Source organism: Streptomyces sp. NPDC001920, assembly GCF_053594495.1.
This window is the reverse complement of record NZ_JBSFEP010000035.1, coordinates 41,021-57,423: the sequence shown is the minus strand read 5'-3', so window position 1 is coordinate 57,423 and position 16,403 is coordinate 41,021. Positions and strand designations below refer to the sequence as shown.

Annotated in this window: 14 protein-coding genes; 8 read left to right on the top strand and 6 right to left on the bottom strand. The window is 69.8% G+C overall.

Annotation, left to right across the window (positions count from 1 at the left end):
• The coding region (locus ACWCPI_RS37880) for a KR domain-containing protein (protein ID WP_451042504.1) at positions 1-2,046 on the top strand (2,046 nt) is incomplete at its 5' end.
• Between the two features lie 45 nt (positions 2,047-2,091).
• Positions 2,092-3,576 carry an FAD-dependent oxidoreductase gene (locus ACWCPI_RS37875; RefSeq protein ID WP_451042503.1) on the top strand — a complete coding sequence of 495 codons (1,485 nt, stop codon included), beginning with the start codon at positions 2,092-2,094 and terminating at the stop codon, positions 3,574-3,576.
• A gap of 55 nt (positions 3,577-3,631) precedes the next feature.
• On the opposite strand, the gene ACWCPI_RS37870 is transcribed toward ACWCPI_RS37875, so the two are convergent.
• Positions 3,632-4,234 carry an allene oxide cyclase barrel-like domain-containing protein gene (locus ACWCPI_RS37870; RefSeq protein WP_451042502.1) on the bottom strand — a complete coding sequence of 201 codons (603 nt, stop codon included), beginning with the start codon at positions 4,232-4,234 and terminating at the stop codon, positions 3,632-3,634.
• A 276-nt stretch (positions 4,235-4,510) separates the two neighbouring features.
• Between ACWCPI_RS37870 and ACWCPI_RS37865 the strand changes: the two genes are divergently transcribed.
• Together ACWCPI_RS37865 and ACWCPI_RS37860 are read left to right on the top strand one after the other, a co-directional pair.
• Positions 4,511-5,227 carry a 2-oxo acid dehydrogenase subunit E2 gene (locus ACWCPI_RS37865; protein ID WP_451042508.1) on the top strand — a complete coding sequence of 239 codons (717 nt, stop codon included), beginning with the start codon at positions 4,511-4,513 and terminating at the stop codon, positions 5,225-5,227.
• Positions 5,224-6,303, top strand: a complete 1,080-nt coding sequence (locus ACWCPI_RS37860) for an alpha/beta hydrolase (protein WP_451042501.1) — start codon at positions 5,224-5,226, stop codon at positions 6,301-6,303. The genes ACWCPI_RS37865 and ACWCPI_RS37860 overlap by 4 nt, the downstream gene beginning before the upstream one ends.
• 52 nt (positions 6,304-6,355) lie before the next feature.
• On the opposite strand, the gene ACWCPI_RS37855 is transcribed toward ACWCPI_RS37860, so the two are convergent.
• Positions 6,356-7,126, bottom strand: coding sequence for an AfsR/SARP family transcriptional regulator (locus tag ACWCPI_RS37855; protein ID WP_451042500.1), 771 nt, complete (start codon positions 7,124-7,126; stop codon positions 6,356-6,358).
• Entirely contained in the window at positions 7,123-7,911 is a 789-nt protein-coding gene (locus ACWCPI_RS37850) for a thioesterase II family protein (RefSeq protein ID WP_451042499.1), read from the bottom strand. Before ACWCPI_RS37850 ends, ACWCPI_RS37855 begins: the two co-directional genes overlap by 4 nt.
• 366 nt (positions 7,912-8,277) lie before the next feature.
• On the opposite strand from ACWCPI_RS37850, the gene ACWCPI_RS37845 reads away from it, so the two are divergent.
• The 4 genes from ACWCPI_RS37845 (at position 8,278) to ACWCPI_RS37830 (ending at position 13,042) form a co-directional block, all read left to right on the top strand.
• Positions 8,278-9,276, top strand: a complete 999-nt coding sequence (locus ACWCPI_RS37845; protein ID WP_451042498.1) for a Gfo/Idh/MocA family protein — start codon at positions 8,278-8,280, stop codon at positions 9,274-9,276.
• Positions 9,277-9,350: 74 nt separating this feature from the next.
• Entirely contained in the window at positions 9,351-10,694 is a 1,344-nt protein-coding gene (locus ACWCPI_RS37840) for an NAD(P)/FAD-dependent oxidoreductase (RefSeq protein ID WP_451042497.1), read from the top strand.
• Positions 10,695-10,773: 79 nt separating this feature from the next.
• On the top strand, positions 10,774-11,811 hold the full coding sequence (locus ACWCPI_RS37835; protein ID WP_451042496.1) for a ketoacyl-ACP synthase III family protein: 1,038 nt from the start codon (positions 10,774-10,776) through the stop codon (positions 11,809-11,811).
• Positions 11,812-11,818: 7 nt separating this feature from the next.
• Complete coding sequence (locus tag ACWCPI_RS37830) at positions 11,819-13,042, top strand: nucleotide disphospho-sugar-binding domain-containing protein (protein WP_451042495.1); 1,224 nt, start codon at positions 11,819-11,821, stop codon at positions 13,040-13,042.
• Between the two features lie 72 nt (positions 13,043-13,114).
• Here the strand turns inward: ACWCPI_RS37830 and rfbB are convergent, their stop codons facing one another.
• Genes rfbB through ACWCPI_RS37815 form a run of 3 tightly spaced genes read right to left on the bottom strand, consistent with a single transcriptional unit; the run spans position 13,115 to position 16,401 of the window.
• Positions 13,115-14,110 (bottom strand): dTDP-glucose 4,6-dehydratase, encoded by a 996-nt coding sequence (rfbB, locus tag ACWCPI_RS37825; protein ID WP_451042494.1) that lies wholly within the window; start codon positions 14,108-14,110, stop codon positions 13,115-13,117.
• Complete coding sequence (locus ACWCPI_RS37820) at positions 14,107-15,174, bottom strand: glucose-1-phosphate thymidylyltransferase (RefSeq protein ID WP_451042493.1); 1,068 nt, start codon at positions 15,172-15,174, stop codon at positions 14,107-14,109. The genes rfbB and ACWCPI_RS37820 overlap by 4 nt, the downstream gene beginning before the upstream one ends.
• Before the next feature lie 9 nt (positions 15,175-15,183).
• A complete protein-coding gene (locus tag ACWCPI_RS37815) occupies positions 15,184-16,401 on the bottom strand; it encodes a nucleotide disphospho-sugar-binding domain-containing protein (RefSeq protein ID WP_451042492.1) in 1,218 nt (405 codons plus the stop codon).
• Positions 16,402-16,403 lie beyond the last annotated feature (2 nt).

Genomic DNA, 16,403 nt, shown 5'->3' with positions numbered 1-16,403 from the left:
CTACGCCAACCCGTCCGCCTCACCACCGCCCTCACCACCCTCCACACCCACAACGTCACCACCTACCTCGAAATCGGACCCCACCCCACCCTCACCACCTTCGCCAACGCCCCCTGCCGGCCGACCCTGCACCGGGATCACCCCGAACCGGCCACCGTGCTCACCGCGCTCACCCACGCCCACACTCGAGGTCACACCGCCCGGCCCACCGGAGACCGCCCGCCCGCGCCCTGCGTCGACCTCCCCACCTATCCCTTCCAGCACCGCACCTACTGGCTCAACCCGCCTCAGCAGGAGGTACGGCAGGCTCCCGAGGCTGAGTTCTGGCAGGCGGTGGAGGACGGTGACCTGGACGCCCTGGCGGCGACGCTGCGGCTGTCGGCGGACCGGCGGGATGCGCTGGGTGCTGTCCTGCCCGCGCTGTCGACGTACAAGCGGGGGCAACGCTGGCACTACCGGCTGATGTGGGAGCCCGTCCCCGAGCCGACCGGTGCGGGTGCGCCCAGGACGTGGCTGATCGTCGGGCACGATCAGCAGCTCTCCACCCTGCTGACCGCGCGCGGCGACCGAGTCGTCGGCGGCGGGCCCGACGATGTGACGGCTGCCGTGGACGGAGTGTTGTGGCTACCCGGGCCGCAGGACACGCAGACGGCGGCGGCAGCCGCACTGGCGGGCCTGGACGCTGTGGCACCCGTGTGGGTCGTGACCCGCGCGGGAGCGGCCGTCGGAAGGGAGGACGCGCCGGCCGACCCGGGTGCGGCCGCGTTCTGGGGGCTCAGCCAGGCACTCGCGGACGGGTGTCCGGAGCGCCGGTTCGGGCTGATCGACCTGCCTCGGGAGGTCGACGGCGCGATCGCGGACCGTATGAGCCGGCTTCTCGGCGCGGGCGACGAACCGCGGGTGGCGCTGCGTACGACGGGCGCGTTCGCGCCCCGTCTGGTGCCCGTGGCGCCGGTCGCGGCGGCGGCGTCACGATGGGAACCGAAGGGCACGGTTGTCGTCACGGGTGCCGTGACGCCCCTGGGTGAGCGGCTGGTCCGGTGGGTGGCAGGGCATGCCGGGGCCCGCGTGCTGCTGCCGGTGGGCGTGGCGGACGGCGACCGCCCGGAGCTGTCACGGCTGGCGGCCGATCTCGGGGACCGGGTGACGGTCGTGCCCGGTGATCCGGCCGCCCAGGAAGATGTGGCCCGGCTGTGGGCGCGGGCACAGGAACCGATCACGGCGGTCCTCCATGTAGCCGTGGACGCCACCGAACGGCATGACCTGGAGGTGGCCGCACGCCTCGACGCCATGGCCCGCGAGTCGGGTGTGGAGACGTTCGTGCTCGTCACGTCGGCGGCGGCGGTGTTCACCGCTCCGGAGTCTCGGCAGGACACTGCCGCGTCGCTGCACGCGTCGCTCGACGCGCTTGCCGCCGGGCGCCGGGCCGCCGGGCATCCGGTGGTGGCCTTGGCCGTTGTTACGGAGTGGCCGGAGACCGAGCCGGGTGCCGCTGTTCCGCCCGGTGTGCGAGCGGTGCCGCCGGAGCATGTCGTGGCGCTCGTGGAGCAGGCGGTGCAGCTGGATGGCAAGTTCCTCGTCGTCGCCGACGTCGACTGGGACGAACTGCTCGGGCAGCCCCAAGGGCAGGTCCGACGGCGGCTCTTCCAAGGGGTGCCGCTGGCGCGCCGGGCGCTGCGGGCAGCCGGTGTGCCGGGCGACGGCGGCGCGGCCGGAACGTCGCCCACACGGCTCTCCGACGTTCCGGAAGGGGAGCGACTGGAGTTCTTGTTGGGGCTGATCCGCTCCGAGTCCGCAGCCGTGTTGGGCCACTCAGCGCCGGATGCCGTGGAGGTCGACGTCGACTTCCTGAGCCTCGGCTTCTCGTCGATCACCGCGCTGGAGCTGAGCAACCGGCTGGGAGCCGCCGGTCTGGACGTGGAGCTGGAACCGGCCGCCGTGTACGACCATCCGACGCCCGCTGCGCTGGCCCGGCATCTGCACGACCTGCTCGGTGGCCGTGCCGAGGTGGGGCCGGCCGCCACCCCTTCCGTCACGACCCCGTGACGACATCCGTTTCGAGCTGTTTCGAGCTGTTTCGAGGAGCGATTCATGAGCGATCCCGTTGTCATCGTCGGCGCCGGACCGGTCGGCCTGATGCTCGCCTGCGAGCTCGGTCTCGCCGGCGTGCAGACCGTCGTCCTGGAGCGGAAGGACGCGCCTGGCGAGCAGTCACGCGGTGGGGCCATCAACTCGGCCGTGGTGGAGCTGCTCACTCAGCGTGGCGTCATGGAGGCCCTGCAGAACGACGGCTTCCCCTTTCCTCAGGCGCACTTCGCGCACATCCCACTGGACTTTCCGCGGCTCGACGGCGGGCATCCGTTGTCGTTCGCGGTGCCGCACGCCCGGCTGGAGTTGCGGCTGGCGGAACGCGCTGTCGAGTTGGGCGTGCAGATCCGCTGGGGCGCCGAGGTCGTGGCCATCGCCCAGGACGCGTCCGGTGCGGAGGTGACGGTGCGGGAGTCGGCCGGCGGTGACACCGCGTCTCTGCGGGCGAGCCACGTCGTGGGATGCGACGGCGCGCACAGCACGGTGCGTGATCTCGCCGGGATCGATTTCCCGGGTGTGCGGCCCCGTTTCTACGGCATGCTGGGCGATCTGAAGGTGGAGCCGGGCGCGGCGCTCTTCGCGCGGATCGGCTCCAATCAGTACGAGCGCGGGCTGTGCACCGTCGTACCGACGGGCCCGGACACTCTGCGGGTGATCACCGGTGAGTTCGAGGCGGAACCGGCCGACCCTGAGGCGCCGGTGACGTTCGAGGAGTTCTCCGCGGCCGTGGTCCGGCTCGTGGGTGAAGAACCGGAGGGCGCGCCGGTGTGGTTGAGCCGTTGGGACGCGGACACGCGGCAGGCGGAGCGCTATCGGCTCGGGAGGATATTCCTGGCCGGGGACGCGGCGCACGTGCACTTCCCGCTGGGAGGGCAGGCGTTGAGTACGGGGATCGAGGACGCCGTCAACCTGGGGTGGAAACTGGCGGCCGAGGTGCGGGGCTGGGCTCCGGCGGAGCTGCTCGACACGTACCACGGGGAACGCCATCCGGTCGGCGCGCGGGCTTGTCTGACGACGCGTGCGCAGACGGCGCTGATGCACCGCATGGGCGAGGTGGGGCCGCTGCGGGAGATCATCGGCGAGCTGGTGGCGTTCGACGAGGTGAACGCGTACCTGGTGAAGATGGTGGGCGGCCTGGACGTCCGGTACCCGATGGAAGCGGACGGTGCAGCGGGGGCGCTGCTGGGTACGCGGCTCGCGGACGTCGCGCTGGCCACGCGGGACGGTGGCACATCGGTGGCGCGGCTGCTGGCGTCCGGCCGTGGGCTCGTCCTGGACTTCTCGGGTGCCGCCGAGGTCGGCGCTGAGCTGGCGGGCTGGGAGGACCGGGTCGACCTGGTCCGGGCCGAGCCGGTGGGTGCGATCGACGCCGCGGCGGTGCTGGTCCGCCCGGACGGCCGGGTGGCGTGGGCGGACGGTTCCGGTCCGCTGTCGGCGGCGCTGCGTACGTGGTTCGGAGCTCCTCGGGAGCATACGGCGGTGTCGTGACGCGGGGCGGTGCACGGCTCGGGGCCGGACCGTGTGGTCCGGCCCCGAGCGGCCTTCAGCACAGGACGAACGTCACACTGAAGTGAGGCGGCTTCTGGTGGGGGTCGCTCATCTCGAAGGCCATGTAGCCGGACTTGCCGAGGTAGACGCCTCCGGTGCCGACGACGCGGTGCAGCTGCGTCATCCGATGCATGAGAGCCGTGCAGTCGACGACTCCCGTGTGCTCGATGGTGCCGTCCTCGAATTCGGTGGTGCTCTTGTGGTACTGCCACATGTGCGGGGTCATGGCCAGGACGACGGCGTTTCCGGACATCGTGCCGACCCGTTCCCCGTCCTCGTCGAAAAAGGCGTCCACGTATTCAACGGTGGTGCCCACACCGGCGTTTTCGGGGTCATCGCTGACCGACAGTTTCTCCACCACTTCGGTGACGCTCCGGACGAGGCACTTGGCGAGTACGTCGTCCTCGTTGTCGCGGCCCGGGGCGTAGAGGCCGGCCGTCGCGGCCGCTGCCATGGCCAGGGCCTTGACGTCCAGCGGACCGGGGTCGACGATCTCCTCCGCGAGCGCTTCGGTGCCGACGTCGATCGCGCGCCGGTCTATCCCGTCGTCATCCGTCTTCTCATCGACATCCGTGGATTTGTTCCGGGCCACTGTCATTGTGAACTCCCAGCGGGACAGTTTCTTTACCGATACCGGGCCGCAGGCTAGGCCGTGATGCTAAAGACGCACTAACACCCGGACCGTCGCCGTGGAATCGGCCGGAGGACAAGGCTCGCTTTAGCCGGGTCTCCGACGATGACCACACGTGAAGGTGATCGGTGTCGGAGGAAGGTGCTCGTGAACGCGCGCAGAGATCGGCCCTCGAAGCCCAGCACGGTCAGGCAGGCCCCTGTTCCGCGCGAGCGGCGGCACACCTTGCTCTTCCTGGACGAGATGCGCGCCGTCAAGCCGGTGTTCCTCGACACGGACGTCGACATGACGCAGATCAGGGCGCATCAGTCGGCGGCCCGGGAACACGGCCGCCGGTATTCGACGGTGTCGTACGTGCTCCACGCTGCGGCCCGGGTCCTCAAGGCGCATCCGGCGGCCAACACCGCGCTGCGCGGGCATCTGCGGCCCAGGATGGCGTGGTACGACTCCGTCAACGGCAAGTTGACCCTGGACAAGACGCTGGGTGGGCAGCGGATCGTCGTCTCCACGGTGCTGCGCGATCTGCATCGGGCCGGTCTGGACGCGATCCAGCGGCAGGTGGACCACTTCAAGGACGGCGACCCGGCAACCATGCCCGAGTTCGGGCCGATGCGGACGCTGCAGCGCCTGCCGCAGCCGCTCGGCAGGCTCGCGTTCCGGCTGGGTGTACGGCCGCTGGCCGGCCGGGCAGAGAAGATGGGCACGTTCGCGGTCACCTCGCTGGGGCATCGGCCGGTCGACGGCTTCTACTCCGTCGGCGGGGCGACCGTCACCCTGGGCGTCGGCCGGACCGCCGATCGTCCTGTCGTGCGGGACGGGGCGGTGACCGTCGCACCGGTCATGCGGCTCAGCCTCACCTTCGACCACCGTGCCATCGACGGTGCGGAAGCGGCCGATGTGCTCGCTGATCTGAAGGACGGCCTTGAGGCCCGCCGGGAATCCGGGGAAGGAGAGCAGTGAACGACGTCGCCGAACTCAAGGGCTACATCGAGGCCCACGCACGGGGCCAGCGCATACGCGGATACCAGGACGTGCTCGTCCGCATCACCACCGACGACGGTGCCGAGCCGGGCTCATGGGTGGGCGAGTGGTCCCGGACCGGTCAGCAACTGGAGCGGGCGGGGCAGTACCTGGAGGCGTCCCGGCACTACGCCATGGCCCGCTTCCCCTACATCGACGGGCCCGCCCGGCAGGAGGCCCTGGACCGGTGCATCGCCGCGCTGGACCGCTGGCGGGCGTCGTACCCGCGGATCCAGCCGCTGGAGGTGAAGCTCGACGGGGGGCGGGTGCGCTGCTGGACGAGCGGGCTGTCCACGACCGACCGCAAGCCGCTGCTGATACTCATGGGCGGCAATGTGACCATCAAGGAACAGTGGGCGCCCATGCTGGTCCACGCGGAGCGGCTCGGGATGGCGGCCGTGGTCACCGAGATGCCGTCGACGGGCGAGAACACCCTGCCGTACGGCCCGGACGCATGGCGGATGCTGTCGGGATTGCTCGAAGACGTCGCCGACCGTGCCGACGTCCGCCACACCTACGCGACCGCGCTGAGTTTCAGCGGCCACATGGCGCTGCGCTGTGCCGTGGAGGACCCGAGGATCCGGGGTGTCGTCACCGTCGGGGCCCCGATCAGTGAGTTCTTCACGGACGCCGCGTGGCAGCGCAGGCTGCCGAGGATCACGTCCGACACCCTCGCTCACATGACGGGGCGGCCCGACGGTCTCGCCGGTGACGCCGGCTGGGCGTTGACGGCCGGTGAACTGGGGCGGCTGGCGGTCCCTGTCTCGTACGCCGCGAGCCTGCGCGACGAGATCATTCCGTACGGCGATGTGCGGCTGCTGAAGCGGCATGTGCGCCACCTCAGCCTCATCGAGCATGACGACGTGCACGCCTCCCCGAACCATGTGCTGGAGACGCAGCTGTGGACCACGAGGTCGCTGCTGCGGTCGCGGGGGCTGCGTACCCCGCAGACCGCCGTTCTGGGTCTCCTGCTGCGGCTGCTCCGCCTTCGGCGGCTGCTCCCCGAACGCCGCTGAAGCGGTGCGGGGCGGGTGGGGCGGGCCGTCGGCGAACGGCCCGCCCCGCGCGTCACAGGGTGGCGAAGACACGGAGCTGATCGTCCGAGGCCAGAATGGCCCGCTGCAGTTCCCTGAGCGCCTGGCCCGGTTCCAGTCCGAGCTCCTCGTTGAGGGTCCGGCGCGCGGCCTGGTACACCTTGAGCGCGTCGGCCTGGCGCTCGGAGCGGTACAGGGCGAGCATCAGCTGGCGGTAGAAGGCTTCGCACAGCGGGTTCTCGGCGACAAGGGCGTACAGCCGGCCGACGAGCTCGCGGTGGCGGCCGAGTTCGAGCTGTGCGTCGGCGAGCATCTCCAGGCATTCCAGCCGGGACTCCATCATGTGGGTGACGAAGCCGTCGACGATGGGCCCGCCGCGCAGATCGCCGAGGACGGTTCCGCGCCACAGCCCGAGAGCGGTGTCGAAACAGTCGGAGGCTTCCTCGTAGCACTCCTCCCTGAGCAGGGTGCGGCCCTGGTTGACCAGGCGCAGAAAGGCATGGAAGTCGATCTCATCGGTTCCCTTGCGCAGCAGGTAACCGGGTGGGCGGGTGACGATCTGGCTCTCCGAACGGCTGGGCCGGCGCAGGAACTTGCGGAGCTGGGAGATGTAGACGTGCAGGCCGGCGGTGGCCCTCAGGGGCAGCTTGTCGCCCCAGATCTCGCTCATCAGCTGGTCCGGGGTGACGATCTGGTCGGACCGGATCAGCAGGACAGAGAGTACGGTCTCGATCTTCCGGGCGCTGATGAAGGTGTAGCCCATGTCGTCCGCCACTCGGAGCGGACCCAGAATCTCGTATTTCACGGCGCGGGCTCCTCGGTCGCGGTGTGGGGTGCGGACGAGCCGATCGCGGTCGCGATCGTGTGGGCCACGGCGTCCCGGTGGCTGTCCAGGAAGAAGTGGCCGCCCGGGAAGACCTTCAGGTCGAAGGCGCCCGTGGTGTGGCCGGACCACGCCGCGGCGTCGGTCACGGTGGTCTGCGGGTCGTGGTCGCCCACGAACGCGGTGACCGGGCAGGCCAAGGGCGGCCCGCTCGTCCAGGTGTAGGTCTCCACGCATTTGAAGTCGTTGCGTGTCACCGGGAGGATGACCCGGCGAAGCTCCTCGTCGGCCAGGAAGGTCGGTTCAGTGCCGCCCACGGTGCGCAGCTCGGCCACCAGACCGGCGTCGTCGCGCAGGTGGACGGTACCCGGTCGGTGCAGCGACGGCGCTCTGCGCCCCGAGACGAACAGCCACTCGGGGCCGGTGCCCAGCTTGCTCCGGAACCGCTGTGCCACCTCGTAGGCGACGACGGCGCCCATACTGTGGCCGAAGAAGGCCGTGCGGTCATGGGGCTGAGCACTCAGTACGTCGAAGATCCGGTCGCTGAGTTCTGAAATGCTGTCAATAAGCGGCTCACGCCTGCGTTCCTGCCGACCGGGGTACTGAATGGCCACTACCTCCAACTCCCGGTTCAGTGCCCGGGAGAGTGGGAAGTAATAGCTCGCGGAGCCTCCCGCATGCGGGAAGCAGACCAGTCGGACGTCGCTCTGCGGATGAGTTGGAAACCGTCGTAGCCACTTTTCCTCATTGCGGTCGGGCAATGGCATGCTCGTTCCCCCGTCCCCCGACGATTACGGTCAAGCATTACTGGAGATTCGAACTGACGCTCTCGTTGCCGTGAGTCTAGGTAGCAGGGGTGATCTTCTGTACACCCCTGCTCTGCCCCTGGATCCACCCCCTACCACCCCCCTAGGCTCTGCCATCAGGTGGTACTGGACAGCGGTTCACGGTGGGTGGACAGGTGGCCTTCGGGGACGGTTTGCTTGTGGCATGAGCGATGGTGCCGGTATGTTCCGTCCCGACATCCAGCGGTCTCCAGGCCGTCCGCCTTTCTCGCACATCACCGTAACGAGCCGGAAAGGGGCGGGCTTGTGTCGATAGCCCGTGCACGCGGGGGCTCAACCGGGGGGATGATGAGCCGCACCGACCCCGTCCGTATCGGAGTCATGGGATGTGCCTCCATCGCGCGGCGCCGAATTCTCCCCGCCATCAACGAACTGCCCGGCATGGAAATCGTCGCCATCTCCAGCCGGGACATGGAGAAGGCCAGGCACTTCACTGAATCATTCGGCGGCAGGCCGGTCCGTGGCTACGCGAAACTCCTGGACATCGACGAGATAGAGGCCGTGTACATTCCGCTGCCGGCCGCGCTGCACGCCTCCTGGGTGGAGGCGGCGTTGCTGAGTGGCCGGCATGTGCTCGCGGAGAAGCCGCTCACCACGAACGCCCCCCGCACTCGCCACCTCATGGGCCTCGCGCACCGGCTCGGTCTGGTGCTGCGGGAGAACGTGATGTTCGTCCACCACCAACAGCACGAAGTGGTCCAGCGGTTGGTGCGGGAGGGTGCCATCGGCGCGATACGGACCGTGCACGCCACCTTCACCGTTCCGGAGCTGCCGGCCGACGACATCCGCTACCAGCCCGGCATGGGGGGCGGCGCGCTGCTGGACATCGGGGTGTACCCGGTCCGTACGGCCGTGCACTTCCTGGGCGGTGAGCTGAGCGTCGCCGAGGCAGTCCTGACCTCCAGCGCCCGGCACCCCGTCGAGACCGGCGGCACCGTACGGCTGCTCGGCCTGGACGGAGTCGACGCCGAGCTGGCCTTCGGCCTGGAGCACACCTACCGGTCCACGTACGAACTGGTCGGCAGTGAAGGGCGCATCGGCGTGGACCGGGCGTTCACTCCGCCCGCCGACCACGTACCGGTACTGCGTCTGGAACGCGGCGGTGATACCGAGGAGATCCGGCTGCCGTGTGACGACCAGGTGGCCAACGCCCTGGCCTCGTTCGCCACGGCAGTGCGCACCGGATCGGTGCCCGACGAGGACAGCCTGCGGCAGGCGCTGCTGCTCGACGCCATCCGCCGGCAGGCGTCGATCGTCTCTCCCCCGTCGTGTTTGGACCCGTCTTAGAAGGTCTTAAGAACCACGCGCGACGGTGACCGACGACACGAGTGCGGAAGCCACTCCAGCCAAGGGGAGAGCGCATGGAAGCTGACTTCGACGTCCTGGTCATCGGAGGCGGGCCGGCCGGCTCCACCGCTGCTTCCTATCTGGCCGCGGCGGGACTGTCCGTGGGGGTGTTCGAGAGCGAGACGTTCCCGCGGCCGCACATCGGCGAGTCGCTGGTCCCGGCCACCACGCCGGTCCTCACCGAGATCGGGGTGATGGACCAGATCGACGCCGCCGGCTTCCCCAAGAAGTACGGCGCCGCATGGACCTCCGCCGAATCACGCAACGTGCCCCACAACGGGTTCGCCGGCCTCGACCACGACTGGGCCGCCGAGGTCATGTTCGTCGAGCGCGACCAACAAGGCGTCGACCGTGATTACACGTACCACGTGGACCGCGGCAAGTTCGACCTGATCCTGCTGAAGCACGCCGAGAGCCTGGGCGCGCAGGTCTTCTCCGGCGCCCGGGTGCTGAAGGCCGACTTCGACTCCGATCCCGACCTGGTCACCGTGAGCTGCCGCTTCGGTCCGCGCGCCGTGGACTTCACCACCCGCATGGTCGTCGACGCCTCAGGGCGGCACACGCTGCTGGGCCGGCAGCTCAAGGTCAAGGTGCCGGACCCGGTCTTCAACCAGTACGCGATCCACAGCTGGTTCGAGGGACTCGACCGCGGCGCACTGGCCGTCGCCCCCGAGAAGACCGACTACATCTATGTGCACTTCCTGCCGATCGAGGACTCGTGGGTCTGGCAGATCCCGATCACCGACACCATCACCAGCGTCGGTGTGGTCACTCAGAAGGAGCGTTTCGCCGCGGCCAACGCCGACCGGGAGCAGTTCTTCTGGGACTCCGTGGCGAGCCGGCCCGAGCTCCACGACGCGCTCAAGCGGTGCACGCGGCTGCGCCCCTTCAAGCCGGAGGGCGACTACAGCTACTCGATGAAGCAGATATGCGGCGACCGGTTCGTCCTGGTCGGTGACGCGGCCCGCTTCGTCGACCCGATCTTCTCCAGCGGTGTCAGCGTGGCGCTGAACAGCGCCCGGCTGGCCGCCAAGGACATCATCGCCGCGCACAAGGAAGGCGACTTCTCCCGGCCCCGCTTCGCCACCTTCGAGTCGAAGCTGCGCCGCGCGGTGAAGCACTGGTACGAGTTCATCTCCATCTACTACCGGCTGAACATCTTGTTCACCGCGTTCGTACAGGACCCCCGCTACCGCATCGACGTGCTCAAGATGCTGCAGGGCGACTTCTACGACGACGAGGAGCCCAAGGCCCTGCACGCCATGCGGGAGATCGTGACCGCGGTCGAGAACGACCCCGATCACCTGTGGCACCCCTACCTGGGGAACATCCGGGCCGTGAACACGCCCACATTCTGACCCCGAGCCACGCACGCACACGGATCCGGACGGCCCGAGCACTCGCTTCGGGCCGTCGGTATGTACGGAGGACGCACGAGTGAAGACGCATGACTTCCACATCCGGGCGCTCGGTGTGAGCCTGCCGCCCGAGAGGGTGTCGCTTAAGCAGGCCATCGCCGAAGGGCTGTGCGACGAGGACGACTTCTTCGACAGCGACCTGGTGGGTGTTCCCGTGGCCGACTCGGTCGCCGCCACGGACCTGGCCGTCGACGCCGGCCGGCAGGCCCTGGACCGGGCGGGCCTCGACCCGGGCGCCCTGGACCTGCTGGTGCACGCCCCGATGGCACGGGACGTCCCCGAGGGATGGGCGTCGGCCGGTTATGTCCTGCGGGAACTGAAGTGCGGCAACACTCCGTCGCACACCATCGGGCAGGGCTGCAACGGCACCCTGTCCGGTCTGGAGGTGGCCATCGCCTGGCTGAACCTGGCCACGGACCGGTCCACCGCGTTGGTGACGTCGTCGCTGCGGGCGGTCGCCCCGTACTACGACCGTTGGCACAGCGCGGGGTTCGGCATGGCGCTGGGGGACGGCGGGTCGGCCGTGCTGGTCGGCAGGACGGAGGGCATCGCCCGGATCGAGGCCGTCAACTCCCGGACCATCCCGGAACTTGAGGGCCTGCACCGCGGTTCCCTGGACCTGGCCGACCACGAGGCCCTGGCGCGGGAGACGGTGGACGTGCCGGCGCGGGCCCGGGAGTACGCGCTGGGCTCCGACTTCGACTCGTTCGACCTGCACCGGCTGTTCTCCACGATGTACGCCGATGTCGCACGGCAGTCCCTCGACGAGGCCGGCCTCGGCCCGGAAGACCTGGCGAAGGTCGTGTTCACCAACGCCGGGGCGGCGCTGATCGAAGCGGACGTCATGCGACCGCTGGGGCTGCCGATGGAGCGCTCCACCTGGGACTTCGGCCGGACCATCGGGCACATCGGCGCGAGCGACCAGGTCTTCTCCCTGGACCACCTGCTGAGTGCCGGGGACGTGGCGCCCGGAGACCGGGTCCTCCTCCTCGGCGGCACCCAGGGCTACAACGTCGCGAGCGTGCTGCTGACCGTCACCGACACCTACCGAAAGTGACACACCGATGAAGGTTCTCTTCGTACCGTGGTCCCAGCCCACGCACTACATGCCGATGGTGCCGCTGGCCTGGGCCCTGCGCGCGGCCGGACACGAGGTGAGGGTCGCGGGCCAGCCGCATGTGGTGGACACCGTCAGGCAGTCCGGCCTGACGGTCTCCACGGTGGGGCGTGCATACGACTTCATGCCGGAATTCCAGAAGGTCACCAACGAGCTGGCCCAGCACAACCGCGACCACCCGGACGAGGGCACCGACCCGGGCGGTCCGCCCGACGTGCCGTTCGAGGTCCTGAAGCCGGCGCTGGAGGCGAAGTTCGCGCCGTTCACCAAGACCGCCGAGGCGATGGCCGCGGACCTCGTCCCGCTCGTCGAGGCGTGGCGACCCGATCTGGTGGTCGCGAACCCGTTCGCCATGGTCGCCCCGCTGGTCGCGGAGATCGCGGGAGTGCCGCTCGTCACCCACCTGACCGGGCCTGCCTTCGAACGGCAGATGGGGCTGTTCCCCGGAAACGGCGCGGAGCCCCGGATGTGGGCCGACGCGCTGGTGGCCCTGTACGAGCGGCACGGGGTGGAGGTGCGGGCGGAGTACGCGGCGGCCGTGGTCGACCCGTGTCCGCCACGGCTGCAGTTCGCAGGCATCCCGCACCACATGCCGGTGCGGTTCGTGCCCTACAACGGACCCGGTGAGGCGCCCGCCTGGCTGTGCGAGCCGACAGCGCGGCGGATCTGTGTGACGTGGGGTACCACGACGACGGAGCTGACCGGTTCGGAGGGGTTCCTGGTGCCGGACATCCTCAAGAGCCTTGCGGGGCTCGACGCCGAGGTGGTCACGACGGTCACGGGCCGCGACCGGGAGCTGCTGGGTGAGGTGCCGGAGAACGTACGGGTCGTGGAGCGGATGCCGTTGCACCTGTTGCTGCCGACATGCGACGCCGTGGTGCACCAGGGTGGCACCGGCACCATGCTGACGGCCGCGTCGTTCGGCCTGCCACAGGTACTGGTCGCGGGCATCCTGGACCAGTTGGACACGGCGTCCCACGTCGCCGGCTGCGGTGCGGGCATCGCGCTCAACGCCGCGAAGACCGACGCCGCGGAGATCGCCGGGGCGGTCGAGACGGCGATGTCCGACGAGGCGATGGGTGCGTCAGCGCGCGACCTGCAAGGGGAACTGCTCGCCCAGCCCTCGCCCGCCGAGGTCGCCGCGTCACTGGAACGGCTCACGGCGAGCTGATCCGCCATCCGAAACGGGCGCCGGGCCGGTGGAGGTGTCCACCGGCCCGGCGCCCGTTCGATGTCCGGCCGGTCAGTTCCGTACGGCGGGTCCCGCGACGGCGTGCCGGAGGGGCTCCCACCATTCACGGTTGTCGCGGTACCAGGCGACGCAGTCGGCGAGCCCCTCGTCGAGGGTGACCCGCGGGACGAAGTCCAGTTCCTCGCGGATCTTCGCGGTGTCGACCGAATAGCGCTCGTCGTGCGCCTTGCGGTCCGGCACCTGGCGCACTCGGTCCCAGTCGGCCCCGCACAACTCCAGCAGACGACCGGTCAGTTCCCGGTTGGTGAGCTCCTGGCCCGCGCCGATGTTGTAGATCTCGCCGGCCCGGCCCTTGAGAAGGACCTGGTGCAGAGCCCGGCAGTGGTCCGTCACATGGAGCCAGTCGCGTACCTGGTGGCCGTCGCCGTAGAGCGGGACGTCCCTGCCGTCGATGAGGTTGGTGATGAACAGCGGGATCACCTTCTCGACGAACTGGTACGGCCCGTAGTTGTTGGAGCAGCGAGTGATGGACAGGTCGAGGTCGTGGCTGCGCCAGTAGGCCCTGGCGATCAGGTCGCTCGACGCCTTGGACGCCGCGTACGGGGAGTTGGGCTCCAGCAGTGCGGTCTCCGGCGAGTGGCCCGTGGGCACCGACCCGTAGACCTCGTCCGTGGAGACGTGGACGACACGGCGGACGCCGCTGCGCCGACAGGCCTCCAGCAGCACCTGGGTGCCCAGCACATTCGTCGTGACGAACGGGGTGCCGCTCATCAGCGACCGGTCGACGTGCGACTCGGCCGCGAAGTGGACGACCGCGTCGTGCCCGGGGAGCAGCTCGCCCAGCAACTCGGCGTCGCACACATCACCGCGGACGAAGGTCAGACGGGCGTGGTCCAGTGGCAGATTGGCCAGGTTGCCGGCGTAGGTGACCTTGTCGAGGACCGTGACGTCGGCGTCGGCGACGTCCTCGGGGCAGTCCCCGTCCAGCAGTCCGCGTACATAGTGGGAGCCGATGAATCCGGCCGCGCCCGTGACGAAGACCCTCATGCTGACACCTCGATCCGGCTGTCGTCGCCCACCATCAGCCGGTGGCCGGCCGAGGGGGCCCGGCTCTGTCGGACGTCCCCTGCCCTCCCGATGATCGATCCCCGGATCGGACGTACACCCTGCACCGAGGCGCCGTCCAGCAGGATCGAATGGGCCACTCCCGCGTCTCGCAGCCGGCAGCCGCGGCCGAACGAAGTGAACGGTCCCACCTCGCTGTCGACGATGGTGCTGTCGGCGCCGATGATCGCGGGCCCGGTGATCGTGGAGCGTTCGACGGTCGCCCCCGCCTCGATGACGACGGGCCCGAAGATGCGGCTGGTGGAGTCGACCGTGCCGTCGTTGCGGGGGGTGATCTCCTCCAGCAGGACCTTGTTGCACTCCAGGAGGTCGACGAGGGTGCCGGTGTCGGCCCAGTAACCGGAGAATATCCGGGCCCGTACGGGTCTGCCCTGGAGGATCAGCCACTGGAGGGCATCGGTGATCTCCAGTTCGCCGCGGCGGCTGGGCCGGATGGCGCGTACGGCCTCATGGATCTCCGGGGTGAAGCAGTACAGGCCGGTGACAGCGAGGTCGCTGCGCGGGGCGGTGGGCTTCTCCTCCATGGCCGTGACGAGCCCGGTGGCGTCGAGTTCGACGACACCGTACTGCGAGGGGTTCTCCACCTTCGTCACGACCAGTTGGGCGGCGGCGCGCCCCTCCCGGAAGGCGTCCACCGCTCCGGTGACCCCGCCGGCGTAGACGGTGTCCCCCAGGTACATGACGAAGTCGTCTTCGGCGAGGAAGTCCCGGGCGACCATGACGCAGTGCGCGAGGCCCTTCGGCGCTTCCTGGGGGATGTAGGTGACGGACATGTCGAAGCGCGACCCGTCGCCGACGGCAGAGCTCACGGCCGTGCCTGGCGCGCCGACGATGATCCCGGTCTCGGTGATCCCGGCCTCCCTGAGCGCCTCCAGGGCGTGGAACAGGACGGGCTTCCCGGCGACCGGGACGAGTTGTTTGGGCATGCTGTGGCTGAACGGTCGCAGCCGGGTGCCACTTCCACCTGAGAGGACGAGTGCTTTCACCGTGGGCCCTCAGACCAGTTCTTCGAGGCGTTTGACCGCCTCGGACGGAGTCGGCTGAGCAAGGATTTCCTCCTGAAGGCGGTGTGCCGCCGCGAGGGTTTCGTCGTCGGACACGAGCCTCGACGCCGCGGCCGTGATGGCGCCGGTGTCGGCTTCGTCCGCCTTGAGACCGATGCCGACGCCGGCGAGGGACAGTTGGTCGCTGACGAGGCCCTCGTCGGCGACTTGGGGCAGGGTCAGCTGGGGTACGCCGTAGAGCGCCGCGGTCAGCGCGGTGCCGGAGCCCGACTGGTGGACGATGGCCCGGCAGGTCGGCAGGATCAGGTTCAGCGGCATGTCCTCGACGACACGGATGCCGGGGAGGGCCTGGGGCAGCCGGGCCCGGTCGGCCTTCTTGACGGCGACGACGACATCGGCGTCCAACCCGTCCAGGGCTTCCAGGATCCGGGGTACGAGGAAGGCCTCCTCCCCCATCAGGGCACCCCACGACGAGCTCCAGGTGACGCAGATCCTGGGTCGCGCGGCGGGGGTGAGCACCCAGGAGGGGGCCACCGCGGCACCGTTGTGGGCGGTGTAGCGCATGGGCACGCGGTGGGGCACCCCGGGGACCTGGAGGCTCTCCGGGCACGTGTCGAGGGTGAGGACCGCCATGTCCGGCGCGGGCCGCGCGCCGTGGCGGTGGTAGAGCTCGACCAGTTCCCGAGGCCATGCGGCCTTGGGGTCCTCGTCCACGCTGACGCCGCTGCCGGGCAGGCTGACGTGGCGGGACATGTCGGGGCCCCACAGGTGCCGCACGACGGGCGCGCCGACGGCGGCGGCCGCGAGTGGGGCGGCGTAGGCGAGCGGGTCGGCGACGATCAGGTGCGGACGCCAGGCACGGGCGAAGTCGACCAGGTCCTCGGCCATGTCCTCGGCGGTCCTGATGTGCGGCACCATGCGCAGCTCCAGCAGCTTGCGCCGTACGTCGGCGTGGAACTCGCCGGGGCCGACCATATTGGGCTGCTGGTCGACGCCCTTGCGGGTCTTGACGAGGTCGGCGATGCCGGACATGAGGTCGTAGCCGCCGCCGACCGACACGCCGATGGCGCCCGTGCTGGTCACCGCCTCCATCAGGGACGGCTGTGCGGCGACCCGCACTTCGTGCCCCGCCGCTCTGAGCGCCCAGACGAGGCCCACCATCTGGTAGAAGTGGGTCGGCCAGGCCATCGGCGTGAAAAGGACTCGCACGC

What these genes read in the sequence shown, in the direction of transcription:
- ACWCPI_RS37875 (WP_451042503.1), top strand. Translation starts at nt 2,092, where the DNA reads ATGAGCGATCCCGTTGTCATCGTCGGCGCCGGACCGGTCGGCCTGATG.
- ACWCPI_RS37870 (WP_451042502.1), bottom strand. Translation starts at nt 4,234, where the DNA reads ATGACAGTGGCCCGGAACAAATCCACGGATGTCGATGAGAAGACGGAT.
- ACWCPI_RS37865 (WP_451042508.1), top strand. Translation starts at nt 4,511, where the DNA reads ATGCGCGCCGTCAAGCCGGTGTTCCTCGACACGGACGTCGACATGACG.
- ACWCPI_RS37850 (WP_451042499.1), bottom strand. Translation starts at nt 7,911, where the DNA reads ATGCCATTGCCCGACCGCAATGAGGAAAAGTGGCTACGACGGTTTCCA.
- ACWCPI_RS37845 (WP_451042498.1), top strand. Translation starts at nt 8,278, where the DNA reads ATGAGCCGCACCGACCCCGTCCGTATCGGAGTCATGGGATGTGCCTCC.
- ACWCPI_RS37840 (WP_451042497.1), top strand. Translation starts at nt 9,351, where the DNA reads ATGGAAGCTGACTTCGACGTCCTGGTCATCGGAGGCGGGCCGGCCGGC.
- ACWCPI_RS37830 (WP_451042495.1), top strand. Translation starts at nt 11,819, where the DNA reads ATGAAGGTTCTCTTCGTACCGTGGTCCCAGCCCACGCACTACATGCCG.
- rfbB (WP_451042494.1), bottom strand. Translation starts at nt 14,110, where the DNA reads ATGAGGGTCTTCGTCACGGGCGCGGCCGGATTCATCGGCTCCCACTAT.